Annotated in this window: 18 protein-coding genes; 8 read left to right on the top strand and 10 right to left on the bottom strand. The window is 70.5% G+C overall.

The features are described 5' to 3' along the window. The first annotated feature begins 20 nt into the window (after nucleotides 1-20). The 4 genes from C470_RS07980 (at nucleotide 21) to C470_RS07965 (ending at nucleotide 5259) form a co-directional block, all read left to right on the top strand. Nucleotides 21-1202 carry a hypothetical protein gene (locus C470_RS07980; protein ID WP_008366477.1) on the top strand — a complete coding sequence of 394 codons (1182 nt, stop codon included), beginning with the start codon at nucleotides 21-23 and terminating at the stop codon, nucleotides 1200-1202. Between the two features lie 39 nt (nucleotides 1203-1241). After that, nucleotides 1242-2405: an extracellular solute-binding protein gene (locus C470_RS07975; RefSeq protein WP_004598669.1), complete on the top strand. Its 1164-nt coding sequence runs from the start codon at nucleotides 1242-1244 to the stop codon at nucleotides 2403-2405. 48 nt (nucleotides 2406-2453) lie between these two features. Beyond that, nucleotides 2454-4796 carry a DUF7846 domain-containing protein gene (locus C470_RS07970; protein WP_049908652.1) on the top strand — a complete coding sequence of 781 codons (2343 nt, stop codon included), beginning with the start codon at nucleotides 2454-2456 and terminating at the stop codon, nucleotides 4794-4796. A 181-nt stretch (nucleotides 4797-4977) separates the two neighbouring features. Next, entirely contained in the window at nucleotides 4978-5259 is a 282-nt protein-coding gene (locus tag C470_RS07965; RefSeq protein ID WP_004598672.1) for a hypothetical protein, read from the top strand. 175 nt (nucleotides 5260-5434) lie between these two features. Here the strand turns inward: C470_RS07965 and C470_RS07960 are convergent, their stop codons facing one another. From C470_RS07960 to C470_RS07950, 3 genes are all read right to left on the bottom strand, one after another. Continuing rightward, nucleotides 5435-6088, bottom strand: coding sequence for a dolichyl-phosphate hexose transferase (locus tag C470_RS07960; RefSeq protein ID WP_239638577.1), 654 nt, complete (start codon nucleotides 6086-6088; stop codon nucleotides 5435-5437). 215 nt (nucleotides 6089-6303) lie between these two features. After that, nucleotides 6304-7962, bottom strand: coding sequence for a GMC family oxidoreductase (locus C470_RS07955; protein ID WP_008366474.1), 1659 nt, complete (start codon nucleotides 7960-7962; stop codon nucleotides 6304-6306). Continuing rightward, the gene (locus C470_RS07950) at nucleotides 7959-8528 is read right to left on the bottom strand and encodes a gluconate 2-dehydrogenase subunit 3 family protein (RefSeq protein ID WP_004598675.1); all 570 of its coding nucleotides are present in this window, start codon (nucleotides 8526-8528) and stop codon (nucleotides 7959-7961) included. Before C470_RS07950 ends, C470_RS07955 begins: the two co-directional genes overlap by 4 nt. Before the next feature lie 116 nt (nucleotides 8529-8644). On the opposite strand from C470_RS07950, the gene C470_RS07945 reads away from it, so the two are divergent. Beyond that, nucleotides 8645-10255 (top strand): ABC transporter permease, encoded by a 1611-nt coding sequence (locus tag C470_RS07945; protein WP_004598676.1) that lies wholly within the window; start codon nucleotides 8645-8647, stop codon nucleotides 10253-10255. A 76-nt stretch (nucleotides 10256-10331) separates the two neighbouring features. On the opposite strand, the gene C470_RS07940 is transcribed toward C470_RS07945, so the two are convergent. Both C470_RS07940 and C470_RS16090 read right to left on the bottom strand, forming a co-directional pair. Continuing rightward, the gene (locus C470_RS07940) at nucleotides 10332-11390 is read right to left on the bottom strand and encodes a sulfite exporter TauE/SafE family protein (RefSeq protein WP_004598677.1); all 1059 of its coding nucleotides are present in this window, start codon (nucleotides 11388-11390) and stop codon (nucleotides 10332-10334) included. Continuing rightward, nucleotides 11380-11544: a DUF7512 family protein gene (locus C470_RS16090; RefSeq protein WP_004598678.1), complete on the bottom strand. Its 165-nt coding sequence runs from the start codon at nucleotides 11542-11544 to the stop codon at nucleotides 11380-11382. The genes C470_RS07940 and C470_RS16090 overlap by 11 nt, the downstream gene beginning before the upstream one ends. Before the next feature lie 222 nt (nucleotides 11545-11766). On the opposite strand from C470_RS16090, the gene C470_RS07935 reads away from it, so the two are divergent. Further along, nucleotides 11767-12612 carry a universal stress protein gene (locus C470_RS07935; RefSeq protein ID WP_008366473.1) on the top strand — a complete coding sequence of 282 codons (846 nt, stop codon included), beginning with the start codon at nucleotides 11767-11769 and terminating at the stop codon, nucleotides 12610-12612. A 490-nt stretch (nucleotides 12613-13102) separates the two neighbouring features. Here C470_RS07935 and C470_RS07930 read toward each other — a convergent pair whose 3' ends face one another. From C470_RS07930 to C470_RS07915, 4 genes are read right to left on the bottom strand one after another with little or no spacing between them, the layout of a single operon-like run. Next, nucleotides 13103-14278 carry an inorganic phosphate transporter gene (locus C470_RS07930; protein ID WP_008366472.1) on the bottom strand — a complete coding sequence of 392 codons (1176 nt, stop codon included), beginning with the start codon at nucleotides 14276-14278 and terminating at the stop codon, nucleotides 13103-13105. Nucleotides 14279-14290: 12 nt separating this feature from the next. After that, nucleotides 14291-14749 carry a YeeE/YedE family protein gene (locus C470_RS07925; protein ID WP_007345798.1) on the bottom strand — a complete coding sequence of 153 codons (459 nt, stop codon included), beginning with the start codon at nucleotides 14747-14749 and terminating at the stop codon, nucleotides 14291-14293. Then, nucleotides 14750-15307: a YeeE/YedE family protein gene (locus C470_RS07920; protein ID WP_004598682.1), complete on the bottom strand. Its 558-nt coding sequence runs from the start codon at nucleotides 15305-15307 to the stop codon at nucleotides 14750-14752. Between the two features lie 8 nt (nucleotides 15308-15315). Further along, entirely contained in the window at nucleotides 15316-16509 is a 1194-nt protein-coding gene (locus C470_RS07915; protein ID WP_008366471.1) for an MBL fold metallo-hydrolase, read from the bottom strand. 248 nt (nucleotides 16510-16757) lie between these two features. Here C470_RS07915 and C470_RS07910 point away from each other — a divergent pair, with 248 nt between their 5' ends. Beyond that, complete coding sequence (locus tag C470_RS07910) at nucleotides 16758-17003, top strand: sulfurtransferase TusA family protein (protein ID WP_004598684.1); 246 nt, start codon at nucleotides 16758-16760, stop codon at nucleotides 17001-17003. 2 nt (nucleotides 17004-17005) lie between these two features. After that, nucleotides 17006-17632 carry a DsrE/DsrF/DrsH-like family protein gene (locus tag C470_RS07905; RefSeq protein ID WP_004598685.1) on the top strand — a complete coding sequence of 209 codons (627 nt, stop codon included), beginning with the start codon at nucleotides 17006-17008 and terminating at the stop codon, nucleotides 17630-17632. 205 nt (nucleotides 17633-17837) lie between these two features. On the opposite strand, the gene C470_RS07900 is transcribed toward C470_RS07905, so the two are convergent. Further along, a complete protein-coding gene (locus tag C470_RS07900; RefSeq protein ID WP_004598686.1) occupies nucleotides 17838-18464 on the bottom strand; it encodes a DUF1641 domain-containing protein in 627 nt (208 codons plus the stop codon). Nucleotide 18465 lies beyond the last annotated feature (1 nt).

Here is an 18465-nt window from a genome sequence, read left to right as displayed (position 1 = left end):
TGGCCTAAAGATTATCGTGTATGCCGACCACAGCCCAGAGTCCCGACGACTCGGACATCTGCGTGATCGTCCCGACGATCCGGGAGTACGAGTGCGTCCGCGCGTACGTCGCGAACGCCCGCGAACACGGCTTCGACGTCTCGCGGCTCCACTTCGTCCTCGTCACCGAGGACTTCTGTGACGTCTCGGAGATGCGCGACATGCTCGACGACCTCGGCGTCTCCGGCGAGGTGTTCGACGGTAGCCGCCGCGAGGAGTGGTACGAGGCCAACGGGGTCGCGGAGTACGGCCACGTCGTCCCGGCCGCGAGCCACGCCGAGACCAGCTTCGGTCTGCTGTACATGTGGGCCGACGAGTCGTACGACTACGGCGTGTTCATCGACGACGACACGCTCCCGCACGACGACGTCGACTACTTCGGTCGACACATGGAGAACCTCGCGTTCGGCGGCGAAATCGAGCGCGTGCGCTCCGACGAGGACTGGGTGAACGTCCTCTACGACAACGCCGACGAGCACGGGCTCTACCCCCGCGGCTACCCGTACTCGGCGATGGACGAGACGGTCGAGACGGACACCGTCGACGTCGACGGCGGCGAGGTCGTCGCCTCGCAGGGCCTGTGGACGAACGTCCCCGACCTCGACGCGGTCCGGATCCTGATGGACGGCGACTTACAGGGGCAAGCGCAGACCCGCACGACCGCCGACGACTTCGGCGACGACTTCGTCGCCGCGCGCGGCAACTACCTCACCGTCTGCTCGATGAACCTCGCGTTCCGCCGCGAGGTGATCCCGGCGTTCTACCAGCTGCCGATGGACGACAACGAGTGGGACGTGGGGCGGTTCGACGACATCTGGTCGGGCCTCTTCTTGAAGCGCGCCTGCGACGTGCTCGGCAAGCGCATCTACAACGGCGACCCGCTCTGCGAGCACAACAAGGCCCCGCGCTCGACGTTCGACGACCTCGCGAACGAGGTCGCCGGGCTGGAGCTGAACGAGCACGTCTGGGAGGTCGTCGACGAGGCCGGCGAGGAGGCCGACTCGTACGCGGCCGTCTTCGACGCGATGGCCGACGCGCTCGCCGAGGGCGACTTCGACGAGTGGAACAACGGCGCGTTCCTCAACCACTGCGGCGAGTACATGCGCGACTGGCTCGACTGCCTCGACGCGATCCGCCGGACGCCGGCGGTCGCGGACGACTGAACCGACACGACTAAACCCATTTAGGCAAGCCTAAAACACATGACGAACCACGAATCCGACGGACGAGACGGACGCGACGTTCGACGACGGAAGTTCCTCGCGGCCGCCGGCGCGGTCGGCGCGGCGGGGATCGCCGGCTGTAACGGGACCGGCGACGACGGGGGCGAGGACGGCGGCGACGGAAGCGGCGACGTCAGCGACGGGGCCGTCGGCCAGATCGGCTCCGGCCGCGCGGGCCGCGACGCCCCCGGCGGCACGTCGATGGCCGAGATGCCGGCGCTCGAAGGCGAGCTCACCGTCTACTCCGGCCGCGGCGAGTTCCTCGTCGGCGAGCTCGTCGGCTACATCGACGACCTGTACGACGACTTCGACCTGACCGTCCGGTACAACAACTCGACCGACCACGTGAACGCGATCATCAACGAGGGCGAGGGCTCGCCAGCGGACGTGTTCTACTCGGTCAACGCGGGGTCGCTCGGCGCGCTCGCCGACGCGGGCCGCACGCAGGCGCTCCCCGACGACGTGGCCGGGAAGGTCCGCGAGGAGTTCCGTACCGAGCAGTGGGTCGGCACCTCCGGGCGCGCCCGGACGATCCCGTACAACACCGAGGCGTTCTCCGAGGAGGATATCCCGGACGACATCATGGCGTTCCCCGAGGAGTTCGAGGGCGACCTCGGGTGGGCGCCGTCGTACGGCTCCGCGCAGGCGTTCATCACCGCGATGCGGATCCTCGAGGGCGAGGACGCGACCCGCGACTGGCTCGAAGCGATGGTCGAACGCGGCGCCGCGACGTACCCCGACGAGTTCCGCACGTGTCAGGAGATCGCCGACGGCGAGATCGACGCCGCGTTCACGAACCACTACTACATCCAGCGCGTGCTCGACGGCAACCCGGAGGCCCCGATCGCCACCGCGTTCACCGAGGGCGACGCCGGCGCGGTGTTCAACGTCGCGGGCGCCGCGGTCATCGACACGGCGTCGGACGCCGACCTGGCGTCGAACTTCGTCCGGCACCTGCTGTCGGCGGAGGCGCAGGACTACTTCGCGCGCTCCACCTTCGAGTACCCGCTGATCCCGGACGTCGAGCCGATCGGCGACCTCCCGACGATCGACGAGCTGGACGTCCCGGACATCGACCTCTCGCAGCTGTCCAACCTCGAACCGACGATCGACCTGATGCGCGACGCCGGCGTCCAGATCTGAGGCCGCCTCCCGCTCTACGCCACCCCATATCACCACCGCCTCTCGTCCGTGTCACTGCTTCCACCGTCCGCGCGTCCCCGCCGACTCGCCGCCCGGCTCCGACAGCGGCTCGCCCGCGCCGACCGGGTGAGCCTCGCCGCGGCGCTGGTCGCCGTCGCCGCCGGCCTCCTGACGTTCGCGATCGCCGCCACCGTCTTCTCGCACCACTCCGCGAACCACGACGAGGGGGTCTACCTCACGCAGGCCGCGCTCCTCCTCGAAGGCCAGCTGGCGTTCCACGCCGGGCCGCTCGCGGATGCGTTCCACCCGTGGTTCTTCATCGAGGACGGCGGGCGGCTCTACCCGAAGTACAACCCCGTCCCGGCGGCGATGTTCGCGGTCACGATGGGCCTGTTCGGCGAACCCCGCGTCACGCTGGCGGTCGTCGCCGCCGGTAACGCCGCCCTCGTGTACCTGCTCGGGTCGATGGCGGTCGGCCGCCGAGCGGGGCTCGCCGCGGCCGTCTGCTTCGCCGCGTCGCCGATGGCGGTCGCGACCTCGTCGGCGTTCCTCCCGTACGCGCCGACGACGTTCCTCAACCTGATCTTCGCCGTCGCGTACCTCCGGAGCGTCCGGGACCGGTCGCTCCGGGCGGCCGGCGTCGCGGGCGTCGCGATCGGGCTCGCGTTCTTCGCGCGGCCGTACACCGCGGTGCTGTTCGCCGCCCCGTTCATCGGCCACGCGCTGTGGCGGGTGTGGTCGGCGGTCCGCCGCTTCGGCGTCGAGTCCGGGGCGTCGACGCCGGGTGCGTTCGCGGCCCTCGGTCGCCGCGCGCTTGGAGTCAGCCGGTCCGGTGAGCTTCCCGGGCCGATCCGCCGCCACGGGTTCACGGCGCTGTTCGGCACCCTGTTCGTCGGCGTCACGCTCGCGTACAACGCCCTGATGACGGGGTCGCCGCTCGTGTTCCCCTACCAGGTGTTCGCGCCGATGGACGGCCCCGGCTTCGGCGAGCGGCGCATCCTCGGCCACACGGTCGACTACACGCTCGGGCTGGCGCTGGAGTCGAACCGGTACGCGCTGCAGGAGATCGCGACCCGGTGGTTCGCGGCCGGGCCGCTCGGGACGGCCGCGGCGCTCGTCGGCGGCGTGGTCGCGGCCTACGGGTGGCGCGCGAGCGGCGACCCGCGCGGCCTCCTCGATGACGGCGAGACCGGGCCCTCGCCCGACCCCGCCGGCTCGCCCGCGTTCCGGCGGACGGCGACGCTGCTCCTCGTCGGCGTCGCGGTCTCGGTCGCCGTCGGGAACCTCTACTTCTGGGGGACCCACAACGCGCTCGCCGACCTCTCGGACCCGACCGACGGGCTCGCGTCGCTGTTCGGGCCGTTCTACCACTTCGACCTGCTCGTCCCGCTGTCGGCCTTCGGCGGACTGGGCGTCGCCGCCGCCGGACGGTCGCTGTCCGCAGCCCGCGAGCGGCTCGTGGCCCGCGGCGTCTCGCCGGCGGCCGCGGGCGCCGCGCTCGCGGTCGTCGTCGCGCTCGCGGTCGCCGGCGGGGGCGTCGCGGCCGTCGACGCGGCCGCGGACCCGATGGAGCGGAACGCCGCCGTCGACGAGAAACACGAGATGGCGTACGCGCCGTTCGACGAGGCGACGTTCGAGGACGGACTGGTGTTCCTCCCCACGCCGTACGGCGAGTGGCAGAACCACCCGTTCCAGTACCTGCGAAACGGGCCGGGGCTCGACGGCGAGGTCGTGTACGCGCTCGACCGCGACCCGGTCGAGAACTTCGCGGTGCTCGACGCGTATCCGAACCGCACCTTGTACCGGTACGGCTACCAGGGTGTCTGGACCGCAGACCCGGAGACCCGCGTCACGCCGAAGCTGGAGGCGCTGGACCGCCGGTCGGGGCCCAGGATCGACGCGGAGACGACCGTCGGCGTCCCCGACCGCGTCGCCCGCGCGCAGGTCCGCGTCGACCCGCGACGCGGCGCTCCGGGAGGTCCCGACCACGCTTCCTACACGGTGAGCGACCTCGGCGACTCGCTCGCGGTGGGCTGGGCGGTGACGCCCGAGGGCGTCCGGCTCTCCGACGCGGCGGCCACGGGCGACGCCGACGCGGCCGAACCCGTCCCCTTCGACCCCGAGGGCGACGTGGTCGCCGTGACCGTGACGCTCGTCGACCCCGCGGGCGCGACGTTCACCTACCGGCAGGAGGTGACGGTTCGGGTGACCGAGGGCGGCGAGGCCGGAGCCGACGGCGAGCGCGTCGAGGCCGTCTGGCCGCCCGAGCGCTCGACCTGCCGGCTCGTCACGGAGTGCGGCAACGAGGGGACGTACCTTCCGGACGAGCCCGACGCCCACCCCGACTGGGTCGTCTTCGAGACGGCCGCCACAGGGACCGGCGACCGCTGAACCGCCGCTGCTCCTCTGTACGCGGCCAAACCGGCCGCTGACGGGGTGCGAGTATCGGTATCCCTGTCTCGCTCGCGATCGGTCCGGCAACGGACTCCGCCCGTCGCCTGTCACCGCCTCTTCGCGGCAAGTGACACTGGGTTAATTATAAATGGATTCCAGGTATACCGCGAGATGTGTTATGAGAAAACAAGGAAGGGTCCGCGGTGAGTACGAAGGCGTCGTTACCGCCCAACCGTTCAGGGGCGAAATACACGGAGAGGTCTCCGGGGAGTTCGACGGCATCTTCCGGGGCAACGGCGAGATTCAGACGGAGGTCGGCAATGAAGTCCTGGACGGTCAGGAGACACACCTCCGAGGGCAGGTCGAGGGAGTTCTCGAAGGTGAGTTCGAGGGAGAGTTCCGCACCGAGTTCGTCGGAGAGTTAAACGGAGAGATGGACGGGGAGATCCAACCGTTCTAACCCCCGGCCACCCCTCTACCTCGCCTCGCTGTTTTCCGAGACGCGTCTCGACCCGTCTCGTGGCCGCTCTCGGTCCGGCGCAGTTATGACCCCACTCCTGCCGAACCGTCGTGCGGTCCGTTCTTCCCCACCGTCCGGAACCGGCGACGCGCCACTGCGTCCCCGGTTCGGTCCATCAGAAGCGCCGCAGTTGCTCTTCGAGACAGACGGTGACGATCGACTTCGCGATGGCGGCGCCGCCGCCGATCGGGTCGAGCTTCGTCTCGCCGAGGCGCTCGGCGTAGCGGATCGGGCGCTCTCGCACGTTGTAGCCGCGCATCAGCGGACGGATGAGGAGTTCCGCGGAGAGGCCAGTGTTCTCGGTCCAGCCGATGTCTTGGACGACGTCGCGGCGGTACGCGCGCATCCCCGTGGTGGTGTCGTGGACGCGCTCGCCCATCAGCAGGCTCGCGAGCGCCGCGAACGCGTGGTTGCCGAAGCGGTTGAACGCCGGCATCGCCTCCGCGCCGTGGTAGAGCCGGTCGCCGCTCACCACGTCGGCGCCGTCGTTGATCGCTTCGAGGAACTCCGGCAGCGCCTCCATCGGGTAGGTGTCGTCGCAGTCGGTCGTGACGACGACGGGGCGGTCGGGGGTCAAGATTGCCTCGCTGACGGCGACGCCGTACCCCTGCGGCTCCTGTTCGATGACTCGCGCGCCGTGTTCGCGGGCGATCTCCGGGGTTCGGTCCGAGGAGCCGTCGACGCAGACGACCTCCGCCTTCCCGTCGGTCACCTCGTCGATGTCCTCCAGCACCGTCGCGATCGCCTCCTCCTCGTTGTACGTCCCCATCACGACGCTGAGGTCGTCGAAGGTGTACGGCTCTCCGGACGCGTCCGTGTCGCCCTCGACGGCCGCCTCGTCCGCCGCGGTCGTCTCGTTCGTTTCGTCGCGCTCCACCGCGGCGGCGGACCCGTTCGTCGCGTGCGCTGAGTCGCTCATTATCCGCATCTCCGTTCGCACGCACTTGAGTTTTTAGGTTTGCCTAAAATAATGGCAGTCGCCCGTCAGGAACCGCCGGCGAGCCAGCTCGCCACGTCGTCCCCGACGCGGAGCGCGAGCGCGGCGATGGTGAGCGTCGGGTTCATCGCGCCGCTCGTCGGGAAGACGGAGCTGGAGGCGATCCAGCAGTTGTCGAGGTCGTGGGTCCGGCAGTCGGCGTCGACGACGCCCGAATCGGGGTCGTCGCTCATCCGCGTCGTCCCCATGTGATGGTAGGCGGGGCCGGTGGCGTCCGGCCCGGCGACCCACTCGACGTCGGCGCCGAGCTCCTCGAGGATCGACACCTGGATCTCGTTGGCGCGTTCGATCGTGTCGAGCGCGCGGTCGCCGACGGTCCACTCGATCCGGGGGACCGGGTTCCCGCGGTCGTCGGTCCGGTCGTCGGCGAGCGTCACGCGGCTCTCGGCGTCCGGGAGCTGCTCGACGAGCCCGCCCATCGCGACGTGGTCGCCGTACCCGTCGCGGAGCCGGTCGAGGAGCGCGTCGCCCCAGTCGTCGCCGGTGAGGGCCATCTCCACCGGCGAGGGGCCGGCGTAGTTGAAGAACTCCAGCTTGAACGGCGCCTGCTCGGCGTCGGCCTCGTCGTAGAACTGGTCGCAGGCGCTGGTGTAGAAGCCGACGTGGTTCTGTCTCGTCGGCTCGTCGAGCGTGCCGCCCGCGCCCGCGAACAGGTGGTCCATGAAGAATTCGCCGACGTGGCCGCTCCCGTTCGCGAGCCCGTCGGGGTAGCGGTCGGACGCGGACATGAGGAGGAGCCGCGGCGTCTCCACGCCCCCGGCGGCGACGACGAACGCGTCCGCCTCCTGCCGGTGTCGCTCCCCGTCCGGGGTCGCGTAGACGGCGGCGGTCACCCGATCGTCGCCGTCGTGTTCGAGGCGCTCGACCGGCGCGCGGTCGATGACCGTCGCGCCCGCGGCCTCGGCGCGCTCGACGTGGACCGTCGCGTCGTACTTCGCGCCGCTCGGGCAGACGGGCTGGCAGGTGCCGTAGCCGACGCAGGGCGACCGGTCGTCGTACGGCTCGGAGTTGCGCGCGTTCGGCACGGAGTGCATGTCGATCCCCAGCTCCTCGCAGGCCTCGGCGAAAAGCGAGTCGCTGTAGGAGGGCTCGAACGCCGGCATCGGGTGGGGTTCCTCGCGCGGCGGGGCGTAGGGGTTGTCCGACGCGCCCGCGACGCCCAGCTCCTTCTCCGCCTCGGCGTAGTACGGCCGGAGGTCCGCGTAGTCGATCGGCCAGTCCGGGCCGACACCCCGGGCCGTCCCGGAGTTGAAGTCGTCCTCGTGGAGCCGCATCACCATCCCCTGCCAGTGCAGCGTCGACCCGCCGACGCCCTTCACGCGGGCGTGGTTGAGGGGGTACGATCGGTCGCCGGCGGTCTCGTGGGCGTCGCGCTCGCCGCCGACGCCCCACACGTCCGGTCGGTCGTAGAACGGCCGGATCGCCCGCTCCTGTCTGGCGAGGCGGTCGGCCGGGTCGAACCGCGGCCCGGCGTCGAGGATCACCACCTCGCGGTCGCCGGCGAGCCGGTCGGCGACGAGCGCTCCCGCGGGCCCGGCACCGACGACGCAGACGTCCGCGTCGGGGACCGGGGTGCGGTCGACCTCCTCGTCGGTGCCCCCGTCGGCCGCTGACCGCTCGTCGCCGACGCTCTCGGCGCCGCTCATCGCGGTCCCCGCCGATAGCTCTCCGCGCCCCCCGGGTGGCCCTGCGGGTTCTCGATGCCGACGAGCTCGCCGCCGGTCGGCGAGGAGTACAGCGCGAGCAGCAGCTCGTTCACGACGTAGTAGCGCACCCGCTCCGCGGTCGTTCCGCCGGGATTCTCTCCGGCCACGTCGGCGCCGAGCTCCCGGAGCAGCTCGTCCCGGTCGGCGGGCGGGAGGTCGGCGATCGGCGCGTCGTACCACGACCGCGCCGCCGACTCGGCCTCGGCGACCGCCGCGCGGATCCCCTCGCCGTGGGGCGACCCGTCGAGCCGGCCGTCGAGAAACGCCTCGACGAACGCGTCGATGCCGGAGACTGCGTCCGGGTACACGGTCCGCGCGACCGCGGTCATCGCGGTCCGGACCGCCTCGTCGCCGGGGAGCCCCTCGCCGTCCCACGCGGGGTCGACCTCCTCGCCCCCCGGTCCGCCGCTCCGCTCGTCGGCCGCCCGACGGACGCCGAGCGCGACACCGCCGGTCGCGCCGATCGCGGCCAGCGCGGCCGCCGCGTCGCGTCGCGTCAGTTCCATGGAAGAGTTTAGGTGGCCCTAAATTCATATATCCGTCGGAGCGCGCTCGCCGGGCGATCGGAACCCCTAACGCTCGGCGTGCCCTCGCGTCGACAACTCGACTTCATCCCCGCACAATGTCCCTGCGAACCCGGATCCGCGACCGGCTGACAGACGGCGACGACAGGCTCCCGATCGGGCTCACACTGCTCTGCGCGGCGATCGCCGCCACCCTCGTGTTCCCGCTCGTCTGGCTCGTCATCGAGGCGGTCGCCGTCGAGCGCGAGCGCGCCGTCGACCTCCTCTTCAGCGCCGGGACCGCCGACGTGCTCGTCAACAGCCTCCTCCTGATGGCCGGCGTCACCGGCCTCTCGATCGCGATCGGCGTGCCGCTCGCGTATCTCACCGCCCGGACCGACCTCCCGTTCCGCCGCTTCTGGTCGGTCGCGGCCGCGCTCCCGCTCGTCGTCCCGAGCTACGTCGGCGCCTTCTCGTTCGTCTCCGCGTTCGGGCCGCAGGGAGAGTTCCACGAGGTGCTCGCCCCGCTCGGCGTCGAGCGCGTCCCGGAGGTCTCCGGCCTTTCCGGGTCGATCCTCGTCATCACGCTGTACACGTACCCGTACGTCTACCTGACGACCCGGGCCGCGCTGCTGTCGTTCGACACGACCCTCCTGGAGGCCGCCCGAACGCTGAACCACGGCCGGCTCGCGGCGTTCCGCCGCGTGACCCTCCCGACGATCCGGCCCGCGATCGCCGCGGGCTCGCTGCTCGCCGCGCTGTACGCGGTCTCCGACTTCGGCACCCCGTCGATCATGCGGCTCCCCGTGTTCACCCAGCAGATCTACGTCGAGTACAACGCGTTCGGCCGGGACTACGCCGCGCTGCTCTCCCTCCAGCTGCTCGTCGTGGTGGTCCTCGTGCTCGCCCTGGAGTGGGCGGTCCGCTCGGACCGGGAGACGAGCGGCGACGACGCGGGCCGGACCGAGGACCGGGTATCGCTCGGGCGGTGGCGGTGGCCGGCGACGCTGCTCCCCGCCGGCGTGTCCGCGTTGGCGCTCTTGGTGCCGCTGTGGATCCTCGGGCTGTGGCTGGTCAACTCGGAGGCCGGGCGTCGCCCCTCGCTCGCGTTCGAGCCGATACAGGTGCTCAACTCGGTGTCGGTCTCGGCGGCCGCCGCGGTCGTCGCCGCGCTCGCCGCCATCCCCATCGCGTACTTCGCCGCGAACCACGACTCGCCGCTCGCGGTCGTCTTCGAGCGCGCGACGTACGTCGGCTTCGCGGTGCCCGGCATCGTGCTGGCGCTCGCGCTGGTGTACTTCGGCTCCGGGTACGCGCCGTGGATCTACCAGACGCTGCCGCTACTGATCTTCGCGTACGTCGTCCGGTTCCTCCCGCAGGCGGTCGGCTCCACTCGGACGTCGATCCTCCAGGTCGACCGACGGCTCGTCGAGGCCGGGCGCACGCTCGGCGAGTCGCCGACCGGCGCGTTCCGCCGCGTCACGTTCCCGCTCACCCGGTCCGGGATCGTCGCCGGGGCCGCGCTCGTGTTCCTCACGACGATGAAGGAGCTCCCCGTCACCCTCGTCCTCCGCCCGTCCGGCTTCGACACGATCGTCACCCAGATCTGGCGCGCGCAGTCGACCGCGCTCTACCAGTACGCGGTCGTGCCGACGCTCATCTTACTCCTCATCTCCGGGCTCTCGATGGTCGTCATCCTCACGCAGGAGGGCGGCGAGGAGGGGCTGTGAGGGACGACGGCGACCGGACTCGCGATACTGTTGTAGAATAAACACAATTCCGCTCTCGCGGACCGAGCGGGACGTTTCAGTCCGCGGTGGACGTCTGCTGTTGCCGCGTCACGCGGAGCGAGGTGACCGTCGTGTAGAGGACCGCGAACGCGACGACGACCGCCGCGCCGATGACGAGCACCAGTCCGATCAGTTCGAGCGTCGGGTTGCCGAGGTACGAGCCCACTTCGCCGATGCCTACGGCGATGGAGCCGACCAGCAGCATCCCGCCGAAGTACACCTTGATCTCGTCGGAGTCGACGACGGCGGTCGCCGCGGAGCCGACCCGCGCGCCGAGGGCGCTTCCGAACAGCAGCGGCGCGACGATGCCGAGGTTCACGCCGCCGCCCTGTCCGTAGAGGTAGCTCCCGAGCCCGCCGGAGAAGACGATCTCGAAGAGGTCGGTCCCGACCGCGACGGGCACCGGGACGCCGATCGCGTAGATCATCGCCGGCATCCGGATGAACCCGCCGCCGACGCCGAGGAATCCGGACAGGACGCCGGTCGAGAAGGCGACGGCCGTGATGACCCACACGGAGACGCTGACGTCGCCGCGGAGCGTCACCATCGGCGGGATCCGGACGGTCCGTTGGATCTTCTTCGCGATCTCGGGGATCTCGTACTCGTCGAGGTCCTTGTCGGCGGCCTCGTGGTCAACGCCGCCCCCGCCGTCGCCCTTGAGGGCGTCGCGGGTGACCATCGCCCCGACGCCGCCGAGCAGGACGACGTAGGCGACGCTGATGACGCCGCCGGCGAGCCCCATCGACTCGAGGTAGTAGACGCTGGCGCGGCCGGCCTCGATGCCGATGGTCGTCCCGGTGATCATGATCACGCCGAGCTTGTAGTCGACCTGCCCGAGGTCGTGGTGTTTCAGCGTCGCGATGACTGCCGTCCCGAAGACGAACGCCATCCCGCTCCCGACCGCGACGGGCGCCGGGTAGTCCAACATGAGCAGGGCCGGCGTGACGAGGAACGACCCTCCCATGCCGAAGAACCCGAACAGGACGCCGACGACGAGGCCGAACCCGGCGAACAGGGCGAGCATCTCGGGGCTCGTCCCCAGGAAGCCGGGGCCGCTGAGGAGGCTACCGAGCACTCGCGTCACCCCCGACGATGATGTCCATTAGGTACGGCCCGACGAGCCGTTCGAGGCCCCCGTAGCCCACGTACAGCACGAACGCTTCGAGGAGGATCGCGCCGATAAGCAGGGCCGTCTCCGGGTCCCAGCTCGGGATCTCTAGTCCTGCCATCGACTCACCCTCCGACTTCCGAACGCGGAAATTCGCTTTTGGCACATTTCTGCTCACTCTCCCCTACCCGCTTCGTGCCTATAACGGTTTTGGGCTGACTGTACAATACTATATTCCGGTAACCTCGGCCGGAGTACCGATAACTTACAGCGAGGTTTTCGAGCGGGCGCATCCGCCGAACCGAGCGCAACCGTGTTGTCGCCGCTCGCCGTAGGCGTCGCCATGAGGGCCCTGTGCGCGACCGACCTGTCGGCCGCCAGCGAGGCGACGATAGCGAACGAGACCTGCCTCGACTGCTTGGGCCGTATCGGCGTTCGGGCGGTCCACCTCGTCACGGTCGTCCCGGCGAACGTCCACACCGGGACACCCGGCGTCGACTTCGAGGCGCGCCGGCGGCGCGGACTCGACAGGTACCGAGCGGTGATCGAGGCCGCGGGGTTCGACGTCGAGACCCACGTCGTCCGCGGGACGCCGCACCGCCGTCTCAACGACATCGCCGAGACCGTCCACGCGGACCTCGCGGTCGTCGGGTCGCGGGGACGGAGCCCGCTGGAGAACCGGGTCATCGGCTCGACCGCGCGCAACCTCGCGCGGACCACCGTCGTCCCGCTGCTGGTCAACCGCGTCGAGCGCGCGGCCGACGACCCCGAGGTCCGCCGCGAGCACCTCTTTCGGCGGATACTCTTCGCGACGGACTTCTCCGAGCACGCCGCGCGCGCGTTCGACGCCTTCTCGTACCTCCGTCACGCGACCGACGAGGCGACGCTCGTCCACGTCCGGTCGCCGAAAGACGCGGGGGCCGACGACGGCGTCGGCCCGGCGGAGCGGCTGGCCGAGCGAGCGCGCACGCTGGAGGAGTGGGGGATCGAGACGCGGACCGAGGTCCGCCGCGGCGACCCCGCCGAGGAGATCCTCGCCGCCGAGGCGGCGGTCACGCCGTCGACGGTCCTCGTCGGGTCGAAGGGGCGGAGCCGCATCCGGCGGCTCCTGCTGGGGAGCGTCTCCGGGGAGATCGTCGCGCGGGCGAGCGGGAACGTCTTCCTCGTCCCGCCGCCCCGAGCGACTTAAAAAAGCAACCGTCTTGATGAGCAGATCGTCACGCCGCGGTGACGCGATCGCTGCCGTGGCGGCTACGTCAGTAGCTCCTGCCGATCGTTTATAAACAGATGCCAGTGAGTCGCCTGCGAACACCTCCAAAGCCCCAGTCGCTCGCTTATAAATCATCAGTGACGAATCAGCGGGGAACACCTCCAAAGCCCCAGCCGCGAGGACTCGCGCGACTCGCTGTGCGCTTCACTCGGTCGCTCACTGCGCTCGCTCCCTCGTTCCAGTGCTTGCGTCGTCGTGCTTCGCCCTCGCGACTGCCCCTTTGAGTCCCGCCCCACACAGCACCGCGACCGCACCTCACGCCTCCCCAGCCTCGTCGGCCGCCCTCCGCTTCGCTCCGGGCGCCCGACTCCCTCGCGCGTGCTGCTCGGCCGCGGGGCGGCCTCGCAGGCACGCGCCGCTGCTACCGCTTCGGGTATTTATAAAGAAACGACGCCGCGGCGTGGGTCGCTTATAACGCGAGCGCCGCGACGGCGTACGCGAGCGCGAACGAGACGGCGAACGAGCCCGCCCACGCGCCCACCGTCGTCAGGATCTTCTCGGCGTCCACCGCGTCGCGGCCGCCGACGGCCGCGCCGCTCCCGATGATCGCGCTCACGACGATCTCGTTGAACGAGACCGGCACGCCGAGCAGCACGGCCAGCTGCGCGATCAAAAAGGACGGGACGAGCGCGGAGATGGAGCGGCGCGGCCCGAGCGAGGAGTAGTCCTGCGCGAGCGACTTGATCATCCGGGGCGCGCCGGTCCACGAGCCGACCAGCATCCCGAACCCGCCGCCGACGAGGACGGCGGTCGCCGACACCATCTCGACTTCGTCGAGCAGCGGGAGCAGCGGCCCGACCGCCAACCCGACCTGACTCCCGCCCGCGGAGAAGGCGACGAGCGACCCGAGCGCCAGCAGCACGCGCCGCAGCCCGCCCGCTTCGTCGCGGCTCACGTCCCACCAGACGACGGTCGCGATCGCCAGCGCGGCGAGGCCGGTGATCGCGGCCGCCGCCGCGAGGCCGTCGACCGAGAGGGTCCGCTGCGCGAGGCCGCGGACGGTGCCCGGCGCGGCCCCCTCGCCGAGGAAGCTGAACCGGACGTTCACGAGAACGGCGCTGACGAGGCCCGCGAGCGCCGCGACGCTGTATCGCTCGGGCACCCCGGGCCGCGGGAGGACGCCGGCGATGGCGAACGCGACGCCGCCGCCGACGAACGGGGTCAGGACCCAGACGGCACCGATCTGCTGGTACTTCGCCCAGACCGGCGTCCCGCCGAGCGCGAGGCCGACGCCGATGACGGCGCCGGTCACGGTGAACGCGGTCGCGATCGGGATCCCGGTGGTGATACCGATCGCCATCAGCCCGGCGCCCAGCAAGAGCACGAGAATGACGCCGGCGACCGGCAGGCTGATCCCGCCGACGAGGCCGCTGCCGACGGCCTCCGAGACGTTGCCGCCCTGCGTCACGGCGCCGGCGAAGCCGAAGACGCCGACCAGCAGGGCCGCGCGCATCGTCCCGATGGCGTTCGCGCCGACGGCAGGGGCGAACGGGGTCGCGCCGCTCGACCCGGCGCCGATCACCCACGCCATGAAGAGGCTGGCGAGCGCCGCGCCGACGAAGAGGGCGATGAGAGCGGGGTCCATGGAGGGGGCGTGTCAGTCCGCGCCCGCCGGGGCGGCGTCGCCGGCCTCGCTCCGACTCCGCCAGTACCCCTGCGCGTACGCGCCGACGAACATGCCGCCGAGCGCCCAGAGGATGGTGACGTTACCGACCCCGAGGCTGGCGTACGCCGCGCCCGGGCAGATGCCGGAGAGCCCCCAGCCGACGCCGAAGACGGCCCCGCCGATGAGGACGTTCCGATCGAACGGCTTCAGGCGCCGCTCGTAGGGGTCGCCCGTGAGGGGCGCGGCGTCTCGGATCCGGGGCAGCAGCGCGAACGCGATTCCCGAGACGATCGCGGCCCCGAACATCACGAACGGGAGGCCGAGGTCCTCGAACAGGAGGAAGTTCACCACGACCTCCGGCCGCGCCATGTGGCTGAACCCGAGCCCGAACCCGAATATCAGGCCGCCGACGAAGACCAGCGGCTTGAACAGGGGATGTCGGTCTCCCATTTAGGGGCTCACCCCCAACGCCGCGACGACCTGCGCGGTCCCGATCGCCACGGTCAGGAACGTCGCGACGCCGACCAGCGACGTCTTCGACGCCGAGCCCACGCCGCAGACGCCGTGGCCGGACGTACACCCCTTGCCGATCCGGGTCCCGATACCGACCAGGATCCCGCCGAAGAACAGCCGCCACGGCTGGACGTCCGTCGTCCAGAGCGTCACGCCGGCGACCTCGTACAGCTGACCGGTCGTCCCGGGCTCGTACAGCGAGGTCGTGACCACGCCGGACTGGACCGTCGCGGCGAACGCGAGCGCGCCCAGGACGATCCCGGCCGTGAACACGAGCCGCCAGTCCCGCGAGCCGACGTACCGCTGGAACCGCGACTGGTCGGAGACGTACGACAGCGTCGACTCGAGGAACGTGCTCGCCCCGGCCGGGATACCGGTCCCGACGTAGATGACGACGGTCCCGAGCCCGACGAGCAGCCCGCCGACGGCGTACCGGCTGATCCCGTTGGGGAAGAGGTCGGCGACGGCCTGAAGCAGTACTGGGTCAGCGACCATGGGCGTCGTCAGTCACCCGCGAGCGAGTCCTGACTGGCGGCGCAGTTGTTCGGCCCGAGCTCGAGGGTGAACGCCTCCTCGTCGTCGACGGCGTTCTGCCCGAGGTTCGTCGCGATGATGTCCTCGTAGTTGGCCGGCCGCGGCGGCATGTCCGAGAGGATCAGGTCGACGAAGTCGTCCTCGTCCATCGTGAGCGCGTCCATCTCCGCGACGAGCTCGCCGATCGGCGCCGTGTAGGTGCCGTCCTCGGCCGGGACGGCCGCGTCGCTGAAGTGCGCGCCGCCGATCAGGGTGTCGTCGGGCAGCGTGAGGACGCGCTCCTGAAGCGACTCGTACAGCATGCGCGCTGCGTCGGGCGCGCCCTCGTCGCCTTCCTCGAGGTCCGGACGGGCGACGCTCTCGATGAACAGCCCGTCGCCGGTCGCGAGGAGGCTCTCGTCGACGAGGTAGGAGGTCATCCCGGTCGTGTGGCCGGGCGTGTGGACGGTCTCGATGGTGGCGTCGCCGACTTCGAAGGTGTCGCCGTCCTCGGCCGTAGTCAGCTCGTCGGCGTAGGTGACGCCGCGGTCGACGGCGGCGTCGGGGATGACGCCCTCCACGCCCTCGGCGTCGAGGTCGCGCACGCCCGAGATGTGGTCGGCGTGGACGTGCGTGTCGATGGCGTACGTCAGGTCGACGCCGAGCTCGTCGGCGTCGTCGAGGTAGCGGTCGGTGAAGGCCCGGAGCGGGTCGATGATCGCGGCCTCGTCGTCGTCGTAGAGGAGGTAGCCGAGACAGCCCGAGGAGGGGCGCTGGTACTGGAGGAGCGTGCCGGCGCCGTCGTAGCGGTCGACCTCGACGGCCTCGTAGATGCTCGCCCAGCCGTTCATCCCGTCCTCGAGGTGGTCGACGTCGTAGCCGCGCTCCGCGAGCGTGCCCGCGACGTACTCGCTGGCGCCGCCCTTCGCGCAGAGGACGGTCACCTCGCGGTCGTCGGGAATCCGATCGAGGACGTCGTCGTCGACCTCGTCCTCGAGGAACTCGAAGTACGGGACGTTGATCGACGTGACGTTCTCGCCGTCGATGCGCCACTCGTCGTAGTCGGACCCCATACGCGTGTCGAGGATCGTGACGTCCTCGCCCGCGTCGATTCGGTCTTTGAGCGATTCCGGGTCGACGGAGTCGACGTCGACGTCCGGAGTCGGGAAGTCGTCGGCATTCATGTTTCGCACTCGGTTGTACCGGGTCGACGCACAAAAGTATTTTCATAGTATTTCCTTTTTTGGACAATACTGCTGTCGGCGATGTTCGCCCACGAGCCCCCGCTCGACCGAGTATGGGGGTTATAGAACCGCTTAACCGGTTTCGTCTTATACAGTAGTCGGCACTCTCCACAAGAATCGACAATCTTTTACTCGGTCGGGGGGTATTGTGCGATAGCTCCAATACAGACAACCGGAGCAGATATCCAATGAGTGCTGAATTCGACATCGCGGAGACGCTCGACGTGAAAGGCGCATCGTGCCCCATGCCGGTGGTAAAGACGAAGTCCGCCATCGACGGCCTCGCCGCGGGCGAGGTCCTCGAAGTGCTGGCGACGGACCCCGGAAGCATGAGCGACATCGACGGCTGGGCCGACGGCACCGAGGGTGTCGAGCTCGTCGACCAGACCGAGGGCGACGACGTGTACACACACTACGTCCGCAAGACCGAGTAACGATGGGCACGGACACATCCGACGCGTCGGCCGGGGAGGCGCAGACCGAGGACGTGCCGGCCGACGAGGCGTCGGCCGAGGATATGCCGGCCGACGAGGCGCCCTCGCGCGCCGAGCTGGCCGCGCGCGTCGACGAGCTCGAGGACGCCCTCGCCGAGGCCGACGACGGGGGGAAGAAGATGAGCATCATCGCCACGAAGGGGACGCTCGACATGGCGTACCCGCCGCTCATCCTCGCCAGCACCGCGGCCGCGTTCGGCTACGAGGTGACCGTCTTCCACACGTTCTGGGGGCTCGAGATCCTCCACGAGGAGCGCTCGAAGGACCTCAAGCTCAGCTCCGTCGGCAACCCCAACATGCCCGTCCCGAACGCGGTCGCCGCGCTCCCCGGCATGGACCGCGTGACGACGAAGATGATGGAGAAGAAGATCGCGGACAACGACACCGCCACGATCGAGGAGCTCCTCGAAACGAGCCTCGACATGGGCGTCGAGTTCCAGGCCTGTCAGATGACAATCGACCTGATGGGCTACGACGAGGACGACTTCTACGACGGCGTCACCACGGGCGTCGGCGCCGCGACCGCCCTCCAAGACATGGCCGAGGCGGACATCCAGCTCCTCGTCTGACCGCCGAGGAAACGGACCCGTGGGTCGGAATCTCGACCGGCGGCCCCCGACACGGCGGACGTCGCGCTTCTCGACACGGCGGACGTCGCGCCGGTCGGGACGGCAGACGTCGCTCCGGCTGTCGTCGATACTTTATCAGGGTACAAGGGACGGCGATAGCGACCCGTTCGATCGACCGGCGGAGCGGCGCGAACCGCCGCGGGCGTTACTCGGACTCTGCGGCGGTGCGTTCGCGGCCGATCGCGCTCGCCACCGCCAGCAGGTAGCCCAGCCCGTACTGGACCTCCGGGTCGCGCACGCCGCGGAGTAGCCCGACCGCGCCGACCCGCTCGGGCGGTTCGCGCTCCGCCTCGCCGACGCCCTTCAGCAGGGTCTCGACGCCGTCGCGCGTGTCGTCGTCGGCCGCGGTCTGTGCCACCTCGCCGAGCGCGGCGCCGGTCCCGGCCAGCGACGCGACCATCTCGTCGTCGAGGGCCGCGGTCGCCAGCGACCCGACCTCGGCGATCTCGGCCAGCTCGTCGAGGGTGCCGCTCCGCTGGAGCGTGACCAGCGTGTCGAGCGCCGCCCGCAGCTCGTCGCCGTTCTCGCCGACCGCCGCGGCCAGCGCCACGGTCTCGTCGGTCGCGAGGCCGTCGGCGGACTCCGCGAGCGTCGACCCGGTGGCCGAGAGCTCGCGGACCATCTCGTCGGAGAGCGCGCCCTCGCCCAGGGAGAGCACGTCCAGCAGCTCGTTGACCGCGTCGAGCCGCTCCACGAACGCGGCGACCGCCTCCGGGTTCTCCGCGATCGCCGCCTCGAGGTCGGTCGGTTCGGAGGCTTCCGTCTCGGACATG

This window comes from Halorubrum distributum JCM 13561 (assembly GCF_000337395.1).
Lineage (GTDB): Archaea > Halobacteriota > Halobacteria > Halobacteriales > Haloferacaceae > Halorubrum > Halorubrum distributum.
This window is presented reverse-complemented; position numbering and strand designations above follow the sequence as displayed.